The 18868-nt window shown below is 44.4% G+C and carries 19 protein-coding genes; 14 read left to right on the top strand and 5 right to left on the bottom strand.

Translation table 11 applies throughout. The features are described 5' to 3' along the window. Positions 1–20 precede the first annotated feature (20 nt). The 13 genes from NST34_RS22120 (at position 21) to NST34_RS22060 (ending at position 12413) form a co-directional block, all read left to right on the top strand. Positions 21–674, top strand: a complete 654-nt coding sequence (locus NST34_RS22120; RefSeq protein WP_076284581.1) for a redox-sensing transcriptional repressor Rex — start codon at positions 21–23, stop codon at positions 672–674. Then, positions 661–1962, top strand: coding sequence for an amidohydrolase (locus NST34_RS22115; protein WP_341128785.1), 1302 nt, complete (start codon positions 661–663; stop codon positions 1960–1962). Before NST34_RS22120 ends, NST34_RS22115 begins: the two co-directional genes overlap by 14 nt. 169 nt (positions 1963–2131) lie before the next feature. After that, positions 2132–2650, top strand: coding sequence for a cell wall elongation regulator TseB-like domain-containing protein (locus NST34_RS22110; protein WP_076284583.1), 519 nt, complete (start codon positions 2132–2134; stop codon positions 2648–2650). 407 nt (positions 2651–3057) lie between these two features. Further along, positions 3058–3600 carry a hypothetical protein gene (locus NST34_RS22105; protein ID WP_042190109.1) on the top strand — a complete coding sequence of 181 codons (543 nt, stop codon included), beginning with the start codon at positions 3058–3060 and terminating at the stop codon, positions 3598–3600. Next, positions 3593–5095 (top strand): AAA family ATPase, encoded by a 1503-nt coding sequence (locus NST34_RS22100; RefSeq protein WP_076284584.1) that lies wholly within the window; start codon positions 3593–3595, stop codon positions 5093–5095. Before NST34_RS22105 ends, NST34_RS22100 begins: the two co-directional genes overlap by 8 nt. A gap of 133 nt (positions 5096–5228) precedes the next feature. Then, positions 5229–6101 (top strand): 3-hydroxyacyl-CoA dehydrogenase family protein, encoded by an 873-nt coding sequence (locus NST34_RS22095; RefSeq protein ID WP_042129488.1) that lies wholly within the window; start codon positions 5229–5231, stop codon positions 6099–6101. Further along, positions 6098–7306 carry an acetate/propionate family kinase gene (locus tag NST34_RS22090; protein WP_042190106.1) on the top strand — a complete coding sequence of 403 codons (1209 nt, stop codon included), beginning with the start codon at positions 6098–6100 and terminating at the stop codon, positions 7304–7306. The genes NST34_RS22095 and NST34_RS22090 overlap by 4 nt, the downstream gene beginning before the upstream one ends. A 21-nt stretch (positions 7307–7327) precedes the next feature. Next, positions 7328–8626 carry an asparagine--tRNA ligase gene (gene asnS / locus NST34_RS22085; protein WP_036676308.1) on the top strand — a complete coding sequence of 433 codons (1299 nt, stop codon included), beginning with the start codon at positions 7328–7330 and terminating at the stop codon, positions 8624–8626. 26 nt (positions 8627–8652) lie between these two features. Further along, on the top strand, positions 8653–9405 hold the full coding sequence (locus NST34_RS22080) for a DnaD domain-containing protein (protein WP_060622747.1): 753 nt from the start codon (positions 8653–8655) through the stop codon (positions 9403–9405). 94 nt (positions 9406–9499) lie between these two features. Then, entirely contained in the window at positions 9500–10087 is a 588-nt protein-coding gene (locus tag NST34_RS22075; protein ID WP_179085770.1) for a sigma-70 family RNA polymerase sigma factor, read from the top strand. Then, positions 10084–10569, top strand: a complete 486-nt coding sequence (locus NST34_RS22070) for a hypothetical protein (protein ID WP_076284585.1) — start codon at positions 10084–10086, stop codon at positions 10567–10569. The genes NST34_RS22075 and NST34_RS22070 overlap by 4 nt, the downstream gene beginning before the upstream one ends. A gap of 18 nt (positions 10570–10587) precedes the next feature. Continuing rightward, positions 10588–11691, top strand: coding sequence for a hypothetical protein (locus tag NST34_RS22065; RefSeq protein ID WP_076284586.1), 1104 nt, complete (start codon positions 10588–10590; stop codon positions 11689–11691). Beyond that, positions 11688–12413, top strand: coding sequence for a hypothetical protein (locus tag NST34_RS22060; protein WP_341128784.1), 726 nt, complete (start codon positions 11688–11690; stop codon positions 12411–12413). Before NST34_RS22065 ends, NST34_RS22060 begins: the two co-directional genes overlap by 4 nt. A gap of 68 nt (positions 12414–12481) precedes the next feature. Here NST34_RS22060 and proC read toward each other — a convergent pair whose 3' ends face one another. From proC to proB, 3 genes are read right to left on the bottom strand one after another with little or no spacing between them, the layout of a single operon-like run. Then, positions 12482–13351 (bottom strand): pyrroline-5-carboxylate reductase, encoded by an 870-nt coding sequence (gene proC, locus NST34_RS22055; RefSeq protein WP_076284587.1) that lies wholly within the window; start codon positions 13349–13351, stop codon positions 12482–12484. A gap of 50 nt (positions 13352–13401) precedes the next feature. Beyond that, complete coding sequence (locus NST34_RS22050; RefSeq protein ID WP_042190094.1) at positions 13402–14649, bottom strand: glutamate-5-semialdehyde dehydrogenase; 1248 nt, start codon at positions 14647–14649, stop codon at positions 13402–13404. A gap of 35 nt (positions 14650–14684) precedes the next feature. Then, positions 14685–15788: a glutamate 5-kinase gene (proB, locus tag NST34_RS22045; protein ID WP_042190091.1), complete on the bottom strand. Its 1104-nt coding sequence runs from the start codon at positions 15786–15788 to the stop codon at positions 14685–14687. Between the two features lie 422 nt (positions 15789–16210). Between proB and NST34_RS22040 the strand changes: the two genes are divergently transcribed. Further along, positions 16211–16417 (top strand): hypothetical protein, encoded by a 207-nt coding sequence (locus tag NST34_RS22040; RefSeq protein WP_076284589.1) that lies wholly within the window; start codon positions 16211–16213, stop codon positions 16415–16417. Here NST34_RS22040 and NST34_RS22035 read toward each other — a convergent pair. Next, the gene (locus NST34_RS22035; protein WP_076284590.1) at positions 16389–17300 is read right to left on the bottom strand and encodes a LysR family transcriptional regulator; all 912 of its coding nucleotides are present in this window, start codon (positions 17298–17300) and stop codon (positions 16389–16391) included. The two genes, NST34_RS22040 and NST34_RS22035, sit on opposite strands and share 29 nt — an antisense overlap. A gap of 189 nt (positions 17301–17489) precedes the next feature. Beyond that, positions 17490–18839 carry an FAD-binding oxidoreductase gene (locus tag NST34_RS22030; RefSeq protein WP_341128783.1) on the bottom strand — a complete coding sequence of 450 codons (1350 nt, stop codon included), beginning with the start codon at positions 18837–18839 and terminating at the stop codon, positions 17490–17492. Between the last annotated feature and the right edge of the window lie 29 nt (positions 18840–18868).

Raw genomic sequence — 18868 nt, 5'->3', positions numbered from 1 at the left:
CTTAAATTAGGAGGTAAATTATGAAATCGGATAAAATATCAGAAGCCGTTGTTCGCAGACTTCCTGTGTACTTGCGTTTCTTGAATGATCTCCAGAAACGTGAAATATTAACCGTTTCCTCACAAGAACTAGGACAAAAACTTGATTTAAATCCTGCTCAAATTCGTAAAGATTTAGCTTATTTTGGAGACTTTGGTAGAAAAGGTATCGGGTATGACGTAACTTATCTTATTGAAAAAATCCGTCATATTCTGAAGCTGGATCAACAATTGAATGTGGCTTTAGTAGGTGCTGGTAACCTTGGACATGCATTATCTAATTACAATGCTTATCTGAAAGATACTATGAAGATTACCGCTATATTTGACTCCTATGCACCTAAGGTAGGGCGGAAAATCAACTCTCTTACCGTTCAACCGATGGAGGAGCTTGGTCAGACGGTTCGTGAGCAAGGTATTCGAATTGGGATAATTACTGTGCCTGATTCAGAAGCGCAGAATGTAGCAGATATTCTCATTGAGTCTGGCATTGAGGCGATTTTGAATTTTGCACCAGTGATTCTAAAAACACCATCGAATATCCGTGTTCATGCTGCCGATTTTACAACGGATTTGCAAAGCCTTGCTTATTATTTGAAAGACGGAAAGGAAGAAAGCGGAAATGAAGAGCAGTAAAACGATTATTAAGGGCGGGCGTTTTCTTATTCCGGGAACGGATGAGCCGGTTCTGAGCGGATATATGACTATTGAAGATGATTTGATCACTTACATAGGAAAAGAAGAACCTTTAATGGAAGATGATGTGCAAGTTGTTGATGGCAGTCGTCTGCTGTTTATGCCAGGTCTGGTAAACACACATGGCCATGCCGCAATGTCATTGCTTCGTGGTTATGGAGATGATTTAGCACTTCAGGTGTGGCTTCAAGAGAAGATGTGGCCGATGGAAGCGAAATTCACTGGAGAAGATGTATACTGGGGAACCTCCTTGTCGGTACTGGAAATGCTAAAAGGTGGTACTACAACCTTCTTGGATATGTATGATCATATGGATCGAGTAGCAGAGGTAGTCGAATTATCAGGCATCCGTTCCGTACTGATGAGAGGCGTAATCGGATTATGCCCAGAGGAAGTACAAAATCACAAGCTTGCGGAAGCGATTTCTTTTGCACGAAATTGGCATGGTAAGGCTGATGGTAGAATTACGACGATGATCTCGCCACACGCCCCATATACTTGCCCACCGGACTTCTTTGTTAAGTTTGTACAAGCGGCACATGATTTGGATTTACCGATGCATACCCATATGTCCGAGACCAAACGCGAAGTGGAGCAGAATGTGGTGGATTACGGACTTCGGCCTGTAGCGCATTTAGAGAAGCTTGGAATGTTCACACGTCCGTCTATTGTTGCACATGGCGTTCATTTGAATGATGAAGAGATCGAGATACTGGCTCGTCATGATGTAGGCGTGTCTCATAACCCAGGAAGTAATCTGAAACTGGCTAGTGGAGTGGCTCGGGTTACGGATCTTCTAAAGGCTGGTGTGAAGGTGTCACTGGGTACAGATGGTGCGGCAAGCAATAATAACCTGGATATGTTTGAAGAGATGCGTCTTGCAGCCCTCATCCATAAAGGTGTAAGTGGTGATCCGACGGCTGTCCCAGCTCCGGAAGCGCTGCGTATAGCTACAGAGTATGGCGCAAAGTCTATCTTTTTAAATGATGTGGGTAGACTCGCTGTTGGCATGAAAGCGGACTTTATCGCGATTGATATAGACCAGCCGCATTTGCTACCACACACAGATCTGTTGTCTCATGCTGTATACTCTGCCAGCGCCAAGGACGTTGAGCATGTATGGGTGAATGGTAAACAGGTTGTAAAACATGGAGAATGTGTAACGCTAGATGAGGAAGCAATCCGTCGTAAGGCGCAAGAATCATTTGATGGACTGCTTAAACGATAGTCTAAGATCATAACGAATAACTGAAAGGCTGTGACTTTCTGCGATTGCAAAGTTACAGCCTTTTGTGTTTCTGATAATTAGATCATTGAATTGGATATGAAACTTTGGATAAACACACAGGTGTGTTATATAATCAAAAAAGATATATTACTAGAAAGGGAGCTGTACCTTGAAGAAAAGGAAAAAATGGATCCTCCTGGGGTCAGTTCTGATTCTGCTCCTTCTGTTCGGACTTATCCAGTTCTATGCTTATATTATGAAAGATCAATGGAACGAGCGAGATATCGCTAAGGATGTCGCTAAAACCAGTGCTGGTCTGACAGAGGTAACCAAAGCGCAGAAATCCGTGTGGGATGATAATGCGGTGTACTGGGTCTTAACAGGGAAGAATGAAGCCGGGACCGAGTTGATGGTTTGGGTACGTTTTACTGTAGACGGGAAGTTTGCTGAAGGAACCGACGCAGTATATGCTGAAGAACTAAGTAAAGGGACCTCTGAAGCGAAAATGCGTAGCCTTATAAAAGCCGATCTTCCGGACATCAGCATTGAGCGGTTGTTGCCAGGAGTATATAACGGGGAGTATGCTTGGCAGCTTTTTTATAAACAAAGCGGTCGATATTATTATCAATTTTATCGGTTCTCAGATGGGGCTCGAATGGGTGAAGGTTACAGTTTACCTAGCCGCTAAATTAAACAAAAGCATTATAGGAGAAACAAGCGGACCATTTATGGTTCGCTTGTTTTTAAAATGACATATTATTTGATATACTATAAGTACACGAATTGTGATATACTATAAGAGTAGTTTTTATGTATTGGTATTTAAAGATTCATACGAAAAAAGGTCTGTTAGTTAAGAGTAACAGCCCTTTTTTTGTCGAATTAAATCAATAAATTTAATAAAATGGAAAGAATTAAAAAATAAAATTTTAAATATCTTCACACTTTTTTTCAATATAGTATATACACCTGTGATATACTACTGTTTGTAATTAGAACAGTGTTAGTAGAACGTCAGGCTCTGATGAGCTCTTAGCAGCTATGACTTTGGATCATTCTGTTTACATTTTTTCATCTTTGAGAGGAGGACGTTTCTTGAAATTACGTCTTGTACCTGTACTGATAACGTCTCTACTGTCGGCTATGCTATTATTCGGAGGATTCTTTTTATATCGTCAGTTTGCTTTACAGGAACCGCTCCAAAAGATTGTAACCGGATTTGAGGGAGTAAATACTTCACATATTAGTATTAACCGCGATGAGGTCACTTTGAAACTTGATTTGCAGCCGGGCACGAATTTACGTGATCTAGTATCGTATGTATCCAAAGAAGGAAAATCAGTGATTGAAGGACGTAAACTTAAACTCGATGTGGAGCAAAATTCAAGTGAACTATTGGATGATTACTGGGATAAAGCGATGTTCTCTGTAGCTGAAGCCATGGAGAGCCGTAAATATACGATTATACCTACAGAACTTGATAGATTGAAACAGCAAAATACGGAATTTAAAGATGTGATAGCATCTACTGATATCGACGACAACAATGTGTACGTAAGCTTGAGTAATGGAAAAGAAAGCAAATTTATTATTTTGCCGCGAAAACCTGCGACCTTGGGGGTATGGAATAATGCCTAAGTACCTTAAAGAAATTTTACTCGGATTTATTCCTGTGCTGTTTATTTTCATGGCTTTTTTAGGTATTAATATATTCCCGATTGTTATAGCAGCTGGAATGCTTACTGCATTACTTATAATTGCTCATTTGCGTGGCGGGCTTACGGTGAACGCTGGTGCGGGGAAGAAACGCCAGAAGGAAGGGCCTTCAAAGCTCACTTTTGAAGAAATTGGTGGGCAAGACAATGCGAAGCAAGAGCTTCGTGAGGCACTCGATTTTTTGATCCGGCACGAGGAGATTAGTAAATTTGGGATTCGTCCTTTGAAAGGGATTCTGCTCACTGGCCCTCCAGGAACAGGTAAGACCCTTATGGCCAGAGCAGCAGCGCATTATACAAACTCCGTATTCGTAGCTGCATCAGGTAGTGAATTTGTAGAAATGTATGTTGGTGTCGGGGCTGGTCGGATCCGCGATTTGTTCAAGGATGCTCGTAACCGTGCTGTTAAGGAGAACAAACAAAGTGCCATTATTTTTATTGATGAAATTGACGTAATTGGCGGTAAGCGCGAAGGCGGTCAGCAACGTGAATATGATCAGACCTTAAATCAGCTATTGACCGAGATGGATGGTATTTATAATAACGAAACTCCGCGTATTTTGCTGGTAGCTGCAACAAACCGGAAAGAAATGCTTGATTCAGCATTGTTACGTCCTGGACGCTTCGACCGTCATATTCAAGTGGACATGCCTGACAAAAAGGGCCGCAAATCGATTCTCGAATTGCATGCGAAGAATAAGCCACTTCATACAGAGGTGAGTCTCGACAAAATCGCTGAAGAAGCCTATGGCTTTTCCGGTGCTCAGCTTGAAAGTGTCATGAATGAGGCTGCGATTTATATGATGCGTGAGGACTTGACGAAAGTTGAGCAGCGGCATCTGTCGATGGCGATTGACAAGGTAATGATGGGTGAAAAAACGGATAGAGAAACAAATCATGAAGAGAAAAAGAGAGTCGCCATTCATGAATTGGGACATGCCATCATGGCAGAGCTCCTTCGTCCCGGAAGCGTTAGTCAGGTTACGCTGACTCCGCGTGGGCAAGCCCTTGGTTATGTGCGACATAATCCTCAGCAAGAGCAGTATTTGTACACCAAAGATTATCTCGAAGATCAGATTATGATTGCACTTGGTGGAGCAGCTGCTGAAGAAATGTATTATGGTGGACGAAGCACAGGTTCACGCGGTGATTTCGATCAGGCGCTGAATATTGTGGAAACGATGATGAAGTCAGGTTTAACTTCGCTGGGTATCGCTAAGCTGGAAATGGTTACCACTGAAGAGCTTATGAAGGAAAATAGTAAGATATTGGATGAACTGATGACACGCACTCGTGAGCACCTTGAAAAGCAACGAAATGTATTTGATTACTCTCTTGACATTTTAATGAAGGAAGAAGTACTCTCTGGAGAGCAATTTCGATGTCAATTTCGTGACAGCGTCCTTTTACCAGCATAAATATTTATGCTGGTTATTTTTTTTTACTTTTCAGGCATGCTAAGATATCATTATATGTCGGGCTTTATAAATTTTTGCGACAGACAAGGTACAATACAAAAGTATAGATACCTGAAAGGATGGAGACTTTTTTATGAATTTCAAAAAAATAGGTGTCATCGGCGGTGGCACAATGGGACAAGGTATTGCTGAAATGTTAGCAGCCAAAGGCCTGGATGTATTACTAGTGGAGAAAACCGCGGAGAAACTGGACTACTCTTACGAAATGATCGAGACAAGTCTAGATAAGCAACTGGAGAAATGGGCGATCACTCAAGCTGAGAAGAAGCTGATTCTTAGCCGCATTCAAAAAGTGACACATTTCGCGGAGCTCAGCTCTTGTGACATGGTTATCGAAACCATTGTTGAGGATTTGGAAGAAAAGAAAAAGATTTTGAATCAATTGGATCAAGTATGCCCGAACCACATTATTCTTGCCAGCAATACATCAACACTTAGCTTGACTGAACTTGCAAGTTCTACGATGTATCCGGAACGCGTGATCGGAATGCATTTCATATATCCTGTAGCTAAAGTGGATCTTGTAGAAATCGTACGTGGTCTGAAAACTTCAGATGCTACTTTTGAAGATACAAAATCCTTTGTTGATGAGATTGTTGAGAAAAAAGGTGTAATGATTTATGAATCCCCAGGATTTGTAACATCACGCCTCATTTGCTTGTTTATCAATGAAGCTATGCATGTGCTGCAAGAAGGCGTTGCCTCCGCACAGGATATTGACGATGCTATGCGTATTGGTTATCAATTCCAATATGGACCGCTTGAAATGGCTGACAGATTTGGCCTGGATTCGGTACTTGCGGCACTCGAAAATATGTTCCGTGAATACGGAGAACTGAAATACCGTCCTTCTACAATTCTTAAGAAGATGGTACGTGCAGGACAACTGGGTATGAAATCAGGAGAAGGCTTCTTCAAGTACGACAAGGATGGTGACCGTGTATGAATATTTTAGTTATTAACTCAGGTAGTTCTTCTTTGAAATATCAGCTGTATAACATGACCGATGAATCGGTTTTGGCTAAGGGTTTGGTTGAACGTATCGGGATGGATTCCTCCATTCTGAATCATAAACCTACCGGCAAAGCGGAAGTGACAGAAGTAAGCGAAATTCTGGAACATAATACTGCGATCCGCAAAGTCCTTGCTTGTCTTACAGACAAAGAGCATGGTGTAATTGAATCTATTAAAGAAATTGATGCTGTAGGTCACCGCGTAGTGCATGGTGGAGAGTTCTTCAAATCCTCCGCACTTGTGGATGCTGACGCAAAAACGAAAATTCGTCAATTGTTTGACCTTGCACCACTGCATAACCCAGCAGCAATGATGGGGATTACGGCTTCTGAAGTAAATATGCCAGGTGTACCGCAGGTTGTTGTATTCGATACTGCATTCCACCAAACCATGCCTGAAAAAGCTTATATGTACGCTATTCCTAGAGTATTGTACAATAAATATAAAGTTCGTCGTTATGGCGCACACGGTACATCACACGACTTCGTAAGCAAGGCTGCTGCGGAGTACTTGGAGCGTCCGCTGGAAGATCTGAAGATCATTACTTGTCATATCGGTAACGGCGGTAGTGTAACTGCAGTTCAAGGTGGAGTGTCCGTGGATACTTCCATGGGTATGACCCCTCTGGAAGGTTTGATGATGGGTACTCGCAGTGGTGATCTGGACCCAGCAATTGTCCCTTACGTGATGAACAAGGAAGAATTGTCCGTAGGCGAAGTTAACTCCATGTTGAATAAACATAGTGGCCTCTTAGCAATTTCGGGCGTAAGCAGTGACATGCGCGATATTATCGATGGTATGGAAAAAGGTGAGCCTAATTCCACACTAGCTTTTGAAATGTATGAGTACCGCTTGCGCAAGTATATCGGTTCATATACGGCTGCTATGAACGGTGTAGATGCGATCGTATTTACTGCCGGTGTTGGTGAAAATGCTTCATTGCTTCGTGAGAAACTGCTAAATAACCTTACGTTCCTGGGTATTGAGTTGGATGCTGAAGCTAACAAAGTTCGTTCCGGCGATCCACGTCGTATCTCTACGGAAGATTCCAAGGTACAAGTGCTAGTAGTTCCGACAAACGAAGAACTTGTCATTGCACGTGATACACACCGTATTGTGCAAGGAATTAACGGCTAAATTAGAGGAGAGATTGAAGGCATGGCTAACAAGAGTGTAATTAAGAACGTGAATGAACATGTTGGAGAGAGTGTTGTTATCGGTTGTTGGGTAAACAACAAGCGCTCCAGTGGTAAAATTCAGTTCCTCCAGCTTCGCGATGGTACAGGTTATATTCAGGGAGTTGTAGTGAAATCAGAAGTGCCTGAAGAGGTATGGGATGCAGCTAAGAGCCTCACACAGGAAAGCTCTTTGTATGTGACCGGAATTATCCGCGAGGAACCTCGCAGTCAATCTGGTTTTGAAATGACTGTAACTGGAATTGAAGTCCTGCATCTTACAGAGAATTATCCAATTACTCCGAAAGAGCATGGCGTAGATTTCTTGATGGATCACCGTCACCTCTGGCTGCGTGCCTCGAAGCAGCGGGCTGTTCTGGTAATTCGTGCGGAAATTATTCGTGCAATCCAACAGTTCTTCAACGAGAGTGGATTTACAAAGGTGGATCCTCCGATTCTGACGCCAACGTCAGCAGAAGGAACTACTAACTTGTTCCACACGAAGTACTTCGATGAGGACGCCTATCTAACACAAAGCGGACAGTTGTATATGGAAGCTGCAGCAATGGCACTAGGCCGTGTATATTCCTTTGGACCAACTTTCCGTGCAGAGAAATCTAAGACTCGTCGCCACTTAATTGAGTTCTGGATGATCGAGCCAGAAATGGCCTTTACAGATCACGAAGAAAGCTTGAAGGTTCAGGAAGAATTTATTAGCTTCGTAGTGCAATCTGTATTGAAGAATTGCCGTGCGGAGTTGGAAGCGGTAGGTCGCGATATTTCCAAGCTGGAGAATATCAAAGCACCATTCCCACGCATTACTTATGACGATGCGATCAAGTTCTTGAACGATAAAGGCTTTGAAGATATTGCTTGGGGTGATGATTTCGGTGCACCTCATGAAACAGCAATCGCAGAAGCATACGATAAACCTGTATTTATTACTCATTATCCTGCTTCTTTCAAAGCGTTCTATATGAAGCCAGATCCAAACCGTCCGGAAGTCGTACTGTGTGCGGATATGATCGCTCCAGAAGGCTACGGAGAGATTATTGGTGGTTCACAGCGGATCGATGATCCTGCGCTGCTTGAAGAGCGTTACAAAGAGCATAATCTTTCGATGGACTCTTACAAATGGTACATGGATCTGCGTACTTACGGATCTGTACCTCACTCTGGTTTTGGACTTGGACTTGAGCGTACTGTAGCTTGGATCTGTGGCCTTGACCATGTACGTGAGACTATTCCATTCCCACGTACACTGTACCGTCTCTACCCATAAGTTCTTATATTTGAAGGGGGACGTTCATGGACGGCAAAGGATGGAGTACCTGGGGCGAAGGCGTCTCCTTCGGTCTGGAGAACGGAATGGCCGTCATACCTTACGCATTACTGAAGTATTACCGGAAGCTGAATTTAAGCGGAAGTGAAGCTATGCTGCTGATACATCTGCTTTCTTTCAGGCAGGTGGAAGGGATTGACTTCCCTTCTCTTGAGGAGCTTCAGGTTGTAACTGGCCGTAGCATATCTGTACTAGCAGGAGAGTTGCAGAAGCTTATGAAGGAAGGTTTTATTAGCATCGATGGAGACAACGATGAGCTAAGAGACATCCATTATGAACGCTACAATTTCTCAGGGTTATACGGAAAGCTTGGTGCTTATCTAGCGACAGTTGTACAAGAGCATGAGCAAGATAAGCACGTAGGTGGCTATGCAACGTCGGCACCTCGAGCTGCTTCAGGGGGTGGATTCGGCGGAAAGCCCCCCTCATCTCCTTCTCAACTTGGGGCTGAAGAGGAAAGCCGAAATCTATTCAGTATTTTCGAAAAGGAATTCGGACGTCCGCTATCTCCAATGGAGTGTGAGACGATATCCAGTTGGGTGGATCAAGACCGGTATCCCGAGGAGCTGATTCTGTTAGCGCTGAAGGAATCTGTATTTGCAGGAAAGGTTCATTTCCGTTATATTGATCGAATATTGCTGGAATGGGCCCGCAACCGGGTCAAGAACGCTCAGGATGTAAAGAACTATACACAAAAATTCCGCAATGGCGGAAGATAGATAGATTAGGAGAGAACCGCACTGCTTTAGCCCATCGCTAAAGTCAGTGCGGTTCTTTTTAATATTTTTATAAAAAAATGCAGGGGTAGTTGTTATCGGGCGCGTCTATTGCTGTGGGAAGGAGGGGAGAGTCATTGAAGAAGAGGTATTAATCCAGCGGATTTGCCAAGGTAACGAGGATGCGTTCCGTCAATTTGTAAATACATACAGTCAGCAAATTTACAAAATTACTTATTCTGTATTACGCGATGTCAAAATGGCTGAAGATGCTGCTCAGGAAGCTTTTTTACAAATGTACAAATCTCTCCCTGACTACCGTTATCAAGGCTTAAAGTCATGGATTACACGGATCGCCTTAAATAAGGCAATTGATGCGAAACGTAAACGTGATCGACTTAGGGAACTTCCTGTTGACTATGAGCTTGTACTGAGCCAGACCGCTTCCAACGAAGAGGATGTGTTGTCAGGTGTTATACGCCGTGATCGGATGGATCGGCTGCTCGGTGAAATCAATAGCCTGCCTGAAACTCATCGTGAAATTATGGTGGCTTATTATCTGGAACATAAAAAATATGATCAGATTGCTGCAGAGCAGGGAATTTCCCTGAAGACGGTAGAGTCCAGATTGTATAGGGCGAGACAATGGATCCGAAATCATTGGAAGGAGGACGAATGGCTATGATGAAGCGTGGAGACGATCTAATCCAACGGGAACAAGCGAAATCTTATATTGAAGGTCACATGGACGAGGCGACCAGAGAAGATTGGGAACAGTTGCTGCTGGAAGATACGGAAAGTTTTACTTCATACATGGAAATGTTGGATGAGCTACAGGAGGATCTGCCTTCATTGGAGAATTCGTCTATTTTTACAGAGAGGGTTATGGCAGATTGGGCTAGTATGACGGAATCGTCAGCAGCATTGGAACAAGTGACGGTTGAAGAAGGGGTACGGCGATATCGCTGGTATGAAAAGACAATCTTTCATTATGCGGTTGCCGCGTCACTTACGCTGTTGATAATGACATCTGGTATGTTTGATAAGCTGCACACAGGTCAAATGGAGCTTATGATCCCTAAAAAAGATAATTCCCCATCATTTAGCGAGCAAGTCATACAGACAACTAGCGGATGGTTGGATCAGCTAATGGGCAGCAGAAAGTGATGAGAGGAGAAATGAAATATGCAACAGCAGCGTAGTAAATTAAAAGCTTTTTTTCTTAATTTGATTCCTGGAGCAGGTCATTATTATATGGGAAAACGCCCACAGGGAATTGTTTATCTTCTGTTAAGCTTTGGCATCTTATTTATGTCATTCTTAATAGCTGTGGCTGAAGGTGCCGAGGATATTCTATTAATGGGTGTGATAGGGTTCCTACTTATTGGGACGGTTTCGATGGTGCATCTGGTGGTTAAAATGCTCCAGATGCCTGCTCCGGCAATGACTCCAGATGGATCGAATTTTGATTTTTCTTCAATGCCCGTTAAGACAGACGATAATGAGCGTGTACATGTAATTTTATTATCGTTCATTCCAGGATTGGGTCATTTTCATATGGGGTTGATGCAGCGAGGATTGTCTTTCCTCATTTCTTTCTTCGGTTTTATGACCGTGATGTTATTCCTGGCAGGGATTACGTCAAGTGATGTTTTCCTTCTCCTGTTTGGCGTATTACCAGTGATTTGGTTATATTGTATGTTTGATGCAGTTCAGTTAATCCATCGTAAGCAAGCTGGAGAAGAAATGGTAGATCGTACTTTATTCGAAGAGATGGAGGCTGGTCGTGAGGAGGGGCGCCGTAGCAAAGTTTTGGCTACATTGCTTTCTGCTTTTCCGGGTGCCGGACAAATGTATCTAGGGCTGCAAAAAAGAGGATTACAGCTCATGCTGCTATTTCTAGGGAGTATTTATGTCATGGACCTACTGCGTTTAACGCTGCTATTCTTCCTCATTCCAGTCATTTGGTTTTACAGTTTGTTCGATGGCTTACAGCTTGTCAGCCGACATGGACGTGAACCTTTACAGGATAAGCCAGTCATAGAAGGATTTTTAAATCATCAAGGATGGCTTGGAGCTGCTCTGATATGTCTAGGACTGTATTACATTGTAGTTAATGTCGCAGTTCCTGCGCTTGATATCAGATTTCCTGGATGGCGTTTAGAGTATATAGTCAATGAATATTTCAGGACCTTTATCGTATCTGTGCTGTTGATTGGCGGTGGTTTGAAGCTGATGGCGGGAAGCAAGAACAATAAAGGGAGAAAAGGGACAGGTGGTCATTCTTGAATAATCCGACAGAATTACAGCAAGGAGTTAATGTTTCAAGTGAGCGTCCGGTTGCTGAAGATAAATCAAGACGCTGGCGTGTAGGAACGTTGTCGATGGGATTGAGCCTTTTATTTCTGGGAGCTCTAATTATGGTCTCGCAGTGGAGGGGCGCGGAGGTGTTCGAGACGACGTTAGCTTGGTGGCCGATCATTTTTATATTATTAGGCTTAGAAATTGTAATATACACTTTATGGTTTCGTGGAAAAGGAAAAATGTATTATGATGTGCTAAGCGTTCTGTTTGTTGGGTTTATAGCTGTATGTTGTCTAGTTTTTGCGGGATTTAGTTCTTTAGGATTAACACAGGAATTTCGCCGTACCGTTTCAGCTGTGCAAGAAAGTTACGCATTGCCAGATTGGAAGGGAGCCGTTCCAGAGGGCGTTAGTACCATCATTATCCAAGCTGCAGAGCCTTATGGGATTAAAGTAGATCAAACGGGTGGAAACGTGCTGAATGTATTCGGGAGTTATTCTTCAAATAAAGGGAAGCTACAAGAAGCACAAGAGCAACAGCTGCTTCAAACTAAGCATGTTGGGAATACGCTATACATCATTTTAGGGGAAACTCCTAGAGATCTGCTATTCGATAATTCTAGGAACACGCTGGACGTGACTGTTGGGGCTCCGGCTAATGTTAAAGTGATTGTTCGAGATACTTATGGAAATGTTGTAACGGGCTAATCATGGCCTTAAATTGAAAAAAAAGATCGCTTCCTGACCAATGTGGTATGGGAAGCGATCTTTTTATTTTACGAATGCAGCTCTTTCTCAAGCGCAGCGCCCATTTCACGGGAACGTTCGGCACAGCGATTTACTGCCGCGATGACAGTTTCAAAAAATTCTCCCTGCTCGAGTACTTCTATCGCTGCTTGTGTAGAGCCATTCGGGGATGTGACCTTCTTACGAAGTGCAGCTGGATCCTCGCCCGTCTGTTGTACCATTCTAGCAGCGCCTAGCACTGTTTGAACAGTTAGCTGTGTGCTTTGTTCAAGCGGCAATCCACCACGGATACCTGCGGCGATCATAGCTTCCATCATATAATAAATATAGGCAGGCCCACTGCCGGAGATACCCGTTAAGGTCTCCATGCGTTCTTCATCAATGACTGTTGTTAGTCCGACAGCTTCAAAGATGTTGAGTGCTAGGCGTCGTCCTTTCTCATCTACTTCTTTGGAAAAGGCTATGCCAGTGGCACCAAGACCTATGGAACTAGAAGTATTCGGCATAGTACGGACGATGGGTTGCTCTTTGCCAAGCAGACCTTGCATCGTTCGAATGGACAGCCCAGCAATTACAGAGACTATGATCTGATCAGGTGAGAGAAGTGGGCTGAGTCCCCGAAGTGCTTTTGCAGCGTCTTTTGGTTTCATAGCCAACACGATTACTGGTGAGTTCCGTAGGTAATCTGTTTTTTGTTCAGGATCATTTGTACCGATTACACCGTAACGACTTCTTAGTTCTGCCAGACGTTCACTACTGCTACGGTTAAGCATAATAACATTATCGGATTTTACGATACTACGGCTAATCATCCCGCGAACGATGGCTTCTGCCATAGAGCCTGCGCCATAAAATACAATATTATGATTCATAAGTGGAATGGAAGGTTGCTGACACATGGCTCAAAATCCTCCTAAAAGTGGTGTAATTAAAAACGGATGCATGGACACTAACCCCGAATTTGACCTGTTCCGTAAATCTTATATTTGGTTGAAGTAAGAGCAGGCAGACCCATCGGTCCACGGGCATGGAGTTTCTGTGTACTAATGCCGATCTCTGCACCAAATCCAAATTCAAAGCCGTCTGTGAAGCGGGTTGAAGCATTGTGGTAAACAGCTGCAGCATCAACCTCCTGTAAGAAGCGTGAAGCGTTATCCGGATCTTCAGTTACGATACATTCCGAGTGCTTCGTGCCATACTGGGCGATATGCTGCATAGCTTCGTCTAAATCGCTGACGATTTTGATATTCAAGATATAATCATTATATTCAGTAGCATAGTCCTCTAATGTTGCAGGTAATGCCCATGGGACAAAGGATAATGTTTCCTGGCAGCCACGTAATTCAACGTTAACATCACGGAAAGCTTCGGCCAAAGAAAGCAGATACTCGTTTGCGTAATCCTTATGAACGAGTAGCGTCTCCATGGAATTGCAAACTGAAGGGCGCTGTGCTTTGGCATTCAGACTAATGTTCTGAGCCATTTCTGGCAAAGCGCTTGCGTCGAGATAAGTATGGCAGATGCCTGCACCCGTTTCAATGACGGGCACGGTTGCGTTAAGCACAACATTTTGAATCAGAGAACTTCCTCCGCGAGGGATAATCACGTCAAGTAGTCCGTTGAGCTTAAGCATTTCATCAACGGAGGAACGGTTGGGATCTTCGATCAACTGTAGCGCATTTTTCGGCATTGAAGTATTTGCTAGAGCGTTGTGAAGAACCTCGACAATTTGTCGGTTGGAGGACAGGGCGGAGGAGCCACCTCGCAACACAACAGCGTTACCAGTCTTTAGACACAGACCAGCGGCATCAACAGTTACGTTTGGACGTGCTTCATAGATGATGCCGATGACACCGAGTGGAACACGGAGTTTCTGGATGTTGAGACCATTTGGACGTTCAATAGTTTCTAGCGTGTCACCAATTGGATCAGGTAATACAGCGATTTGTTGAAGTCCTTCTGCGATACTGTTAATTCGGCCTACATCTAACGCTAGTCGATCAAGCATGGACTCGGGAGTACCACTTAAGCGTCCGCGTTCCAGATCTTCCCGGTTGGCAGCAATGATAGCTGGAGCTTCACGACGCAGCGCATCAGCCATAACTAAGAGTGCTTCATTTTTTTGGCCGGTAGTTAGACTCGCTAATACTCCGGTGGTTTCCTTGGCTAATTTTGCTTTATTGACAACTTCACTCATGACGATTCCTCCTTAATTTTGTATGGGCAAAATTTTTACCTCAATGTAATCCATTCGTCACGGTGAATGACCTCCAGCCGGTGTACTTCTCCCAGCTTCGGTACAATCTGACGGCTGGGTAAGCCTTGAATACTGCGCAGCTGAGTGTCATCGTAATTCACAATCCCGCGTCCCAGCAACTTGGAGTCTGGTCCAAGGACTTCTACAACATCCCCAGCGTGAAAGTTACCTTCGATCTGCTTGACGCCGACAGGCAGCAGACTATGACCGCCATGAAGCAGCGCTTCAACGGCGCCTTCGTCAACGTACAGGGAGCCGAGTGGGGTGGACATAAAGCCAAGCCATTGCTTTTTAACAGGTAAAGAAGATAACTTGGTTGCAAAATAAGTACCTCGGCCCGAGCCTGTCGCTGCGAGTTGTAAATCCCCTGGTTCGGTAGCTCTCCCAACAAAGACGGGCACACCGCCTCGTGTAGCGATCTTGGCAGCATCGATTTTTGAACGCATGCCACCTGTCCCCACACTAGAGCCAGCTCCACCAGCAATAGCATAAATCTCCGGCGTAATATCATCAACGAACTGATAGCGAACAGCGTCGGGATGTTTCCGAGGATCTCCACTATATAAGCCATCCATGTCAGTTAAGACGAGCAATCTGGTGGCTTTCAGCAGGTTAGCTACCAGCGCGGACAAAGTATCGTTATCACCGAATTTTAACTCATCAACGGAGACGGTGTCATTCTCGTTAAATACGGGTACCGCTCCTAGGCGAAGCAGCTCTTCTACCGTCATCATCGCGTTGTTCATAGCTCTGCGACTACAAAAGTCGGTACGGGTTAGTAGGATCTGTGCTGTGGTTATTCCATGCTCGGCAAAAGCTTCCTGATATGCCTGCATGAGCAGTACTTGGCCTACAGCAGCAGCTGCTTGCTTCTCATGCAGCAGCTTCGGACGTGTAGGATAACCGATACTGCGAAAGCCTGCGGCTACAGCACCGGAGGTTACTAATAACACCTCGCAGCCGTTTCTCTTCAATTCGGCAATCTCTGAAGCGAAGAAGGACACGGCTTCGCGATTCAATCCGCCTTCTGTTCCAGTCAGTGAGCTGCTGCCTATTTTGACTACGATTCGTGTCGTCATATCTGTTCACTTCCTCAGTATTTTTATAGATGCTGAAAACGACAAAAAGCCCCCATCCTTAGACTTAGCAAAGGACGAAAGCTTGTAAACTTCCGCGGTACCACCTTCATTGATGAGGGATCATCCGACTTCATTCTCGTAACGGGAGGATCCGTCCTGCTTAGCACAGGCCGCTCGGGGGTAGGATTCGGAACGAAAACCGCGGTAAATTCTTTCAGCCTGTCGGAATTTACTCTCTAGGCGCGGTTAGACTCATTCTTACTGGTCCCGTCTGCACGTTTCACTTATTTTCAATAGAATACCATGGAGATGGTTGCTTTGCAAAGGAAAAACGAAGGAACTATTTCTCGCATTAGAAAGCTTTGATTATTCTGTTTAACCTCTAAGTAAGGGTATAATCTGTTACCAAGAGGTGGATTGAATTGACTAAAGACAACAATCCTGAGCAGGCGCAGAATCAAGATCTAAACGAAAAAGCAGAGTTCCAGAATAGTGTAACTCGTGAATTTGTGGAAGATCATACAGGGACACCTAACGATAATGGGCCAGTTAATGAAAGTGTGGCTCGGTGTCAGATGATCAGAGCGGCCTTCCAAGGGTCTATTCTTCGGTTAATTCAGATACCGTAGATTTAAATGTTTCTACAAAAGCCTTAGCGGCTTTAGATAAATAACGTCCGCGTCGATAGGCTACGACAAGTGTTCGGCTAGGGGCAGGATCAGTGAGCGGTAAGTAGACAGGGACGAATTCACTCCGCGGTGCACGGGCAATAAAATGAGGCACAAGAGTTACGCCCATTCCAGTGGCGACCAGTGACTGAACTGTTTCCATGTTATTGCTCTCAAAAACAATTTTTGGTTCGAAGCCAGCGTTTCGGCACAGATCCATAGTCATTTTACGGAAGCCTTGGCCTTCTTTAAGTACGATAAATGGCTCGTCCTTTAGTTCTTCCAAAGAGGTCTTAGTTCCATCTAAGCTACGTTTAGCTAGCGGGTGTTCGGGTGGGACTGCAAGATCGATCCTTTCCTCACCCAGTTCTTCGTAAGCAAGTGCCGGAATTTCGAGCGGCAATGAGAGCAGGCTTAAATCAGTCTGACCACTCGCAGTGAGCTTCTCTAGGTTCATGGAGGAGTCTTCGAGCAGAGTGATTTCTACTTCCGGGTAATTTTGTTTAAAAACCGGAAGCACATGCGGCAGTAAATGTGCACCAGTGATCGGCATACTGCCTACAACGACGCGCCCGGTACGCAGTTCAGAAATATCAGACATTTCTTGTCGCAGCAGTTCTACGCCATCAATGATGATTTGAGCTTGCTCTACGAATTTAGATCCAGCATAGGTCAGTTCAACAGAGCTGGTATTTCGCTGGAACAGCATTACACCGAGCTCTTTTTCCAGCTTGGAAAGCTGCTGACTGAGTGATGGTTGGGCAATGTGCAGCTTGTCCGCTGCACGGGAGAAGTTTTTTTCGGCTGCGATTTGCAGTACATATTGTAGTTGTCTCAGTTCCATGTATAAACTCCTTTGGGAGATTGTTTTTACTTATAAGTATAAACTATGAAACTGAAGTTTTATATAGGTTCACATGTAAGTTCGTGCACGAACGCACTGACCGGCAAATAGGAAGGGGTGGATTACCAGTATTCGCTGGAGTCCTTTATGTTTGCCGGTCTAATTTCGATGCTACGCTATTACGTCTTACTATACTTTGCGGGCTGGAGAGATGCTTTGAGGGTTGTTAAATATATTTCCCGGGTCATATTTAGCTTTGACTCTCCGTAATCTAGGATAGTTCGCTCCATAATATACTGGTCCGGAATTTTTAATTCCCTGGTCTGGAACGTTGATGTAGCTCCCCACGATAAATGGCTGCAGCTTCCGGCGTGTATTTCGTACTACGAATATATTTCTGGCAGCTTCCGATTTCTTGATCCATGAGCTATTCCACTCAACATAGAATTTCGCTTTACGCCAGTAAAAGGCTGTAGATTTGGGTGACTTACGGCTCACAGCTCCACCCCAGTTGAGGAAAAAGAAACCTGCGAATTCTCCCTCCACTTTCTCTAAGAATTCACGCATGGACTTAATTGCCTTGTCCGGGAAGGGTTTTCTTACGAAACCGCTGGAGAACTGGTTGCTGACTCTTTGAGTTAGCACTGGATCAGGCGCTAACATAAAACTCACTACTTTTGTATAGGGCAAAGAGCGGATGATTTGATTCGTAGGCGTTCCAACGCTCGTAACGGGCTTTAAGAGGCGGGAAGCCTCTGCCTTTGATCCGAGGAACAGCCCCGTCATAGTGACATTACCGCCTTTTTTCGGACCAATGGATAATTCACTGCCCAGTTTGGTATTAACGCAAGGAGCCCAGAGTTGCCAAGCTTTGAATACCTTCTCGAACTGATCCCAAGGCCAGGTGATACGAAAAACGGTAGCCGAACCTGGAGCAGGACGTACTTTGAATTTGTAACTGGTGTAAACTCCGAAATTCCCCCCGCCACCTCCGCGGGAAGCCCAGAGGAGATCAGAGTTACTATTCTTATTGGCACGAATAATTTTCCCTTTGGCATCAACCATTTCGAGTTCGATTAGATTATCACTAACAAGGCCCACGGTTCGCTGGAGCGGTCCGATACCCCCGCCTAGGGTGATGCCTCCGATTCCAACCGTAGGGCTATCACCGAATGGAGCCATATATCCTTGCCCAGCAAGCGTGTGTGCAATTCTCCCCACTGTATTTCCGGTACCCACAACAACAGTTCCTGATTTTTTATTTAGTTTGATTTTCTTCATTTCACTTACATCGATGACAATTCCTCCGGTGACCTGTGAAAGATTAACCTCCAGAGAATGTCTACCGCTTCTTGCGCGGATGGGGACTTTATTCTCGTTAGCCCATTTTATGGCGTTCGCAACATCTTGTGTTTTTTGTGCGAAAACAAACACTTTCGGGAATTTGTCAGTATGCGGATCCCAATTCTTACGTGCCGTTTCATACCCTTGATCACCTTTGAAAATAACTCGCCCGGTAAGTCTCGTTCCTGACCTCAATTGTTCCAACTCCTTCTGCGCTAACAAAT

It is taken from the genome of Paenibacillus sp. FSL H7-0714 (genome assembly GCF_038003765.1).
GTDB lineage: Bacteria > Bacillota > Bacilli > Paenibacillales > Paenibacillaceae > Paenibacillus_AQ.
The sequence above is the reverse complement of the archived record's forward strand: the minus strand, read 5'-3'. Positions and strand labels throughout refer to the sequence as shown.

Coding starts and splice junctions, on each gene's coding strand:
- NST34_RS22120 (WP_076284581.1), top strand. CDS start 21: ATGAAATCGGATAAAATATCAGAAGCCGTTGTTCGCAGACTTCCTGTG.
- NST34_RS22115 (WP_341128785.1), top strand. CDS start 661: ATGAAGAGCAGTAAAACGATTATTAAGGGCGGGCGTTTTCTTATTCCG.
- NST34_RS22100 (WP_076284584.1), top strand. CDS start 3,593: ATGCCTAAGTACCTTAAAGAAATTTTACTCGGATTTATTCCTGTGCTG.
- NST34_RS22095 (WP_042129488.1), top strand. CDS start 5,229: ATGAATTTCAAAAAAATAGGTGTCATCGGCGGTGGCACAATGGGACAA.
- NST34_RS22090 (WP_042190106.1), top strand. CDS start 6,098: ATGAATATTTTAGTTATTAACTCAGGTAGTTCTTCTTTGAAATATCAG.
- asnS (WP_036676308.1), top strand. CDS start 7,328: ATGGCTAACAAGAGTGTAATTAAGAACGTGAATGAACATGTTGGAGAG.
- NST34_RS22080 (WP_060622747.1), top strand. CDS start 8,653: ATGGACGGCAAAGGATGGAGTACCTGGGGCGAAGGCGTCTCCTTCGGT.
- NST34_RS22070 (WP_076284585.1), top strand. CDS start 10,084: ATGATGAAGCGTGGAGACGATCTAATCCAACGGGAACAAGCGAAATCT.
- NST34_RS22065 (WP_076284586.1), top strand. CDS start 10,588: ATGCAACAGCAGCGTAGTAAATTAAAAGCTTTTTTTCTTAATTTGATT.
- proC (WP_076284587.1), bottom strand. CDS start 13,351: ATGTGTCAGCAACCTTCCATTCCACTTATGAATCATAATATTGTATTT.
- NST34_RS22050 (WP_042190094.1), bottom strand. CDS start 14,649: ATGAGTGAAGTTGTCAATAAAGCAAAATTAGCCAAGGAAACCACCGGA.
- proB (WP_042190091.1), bottom strand. CDS start 15,788: ATGACGACACGAATCGTAGTCAAAATAGGCAGCAGCTCACTGACTGGA.
- NST34_RS22035 (WP_076284590.1), bottom strand. CDS start 17,300: ATGGAACTGAGACAACTACAATATGTACTGCAAATCGCAGCCGAAAAA.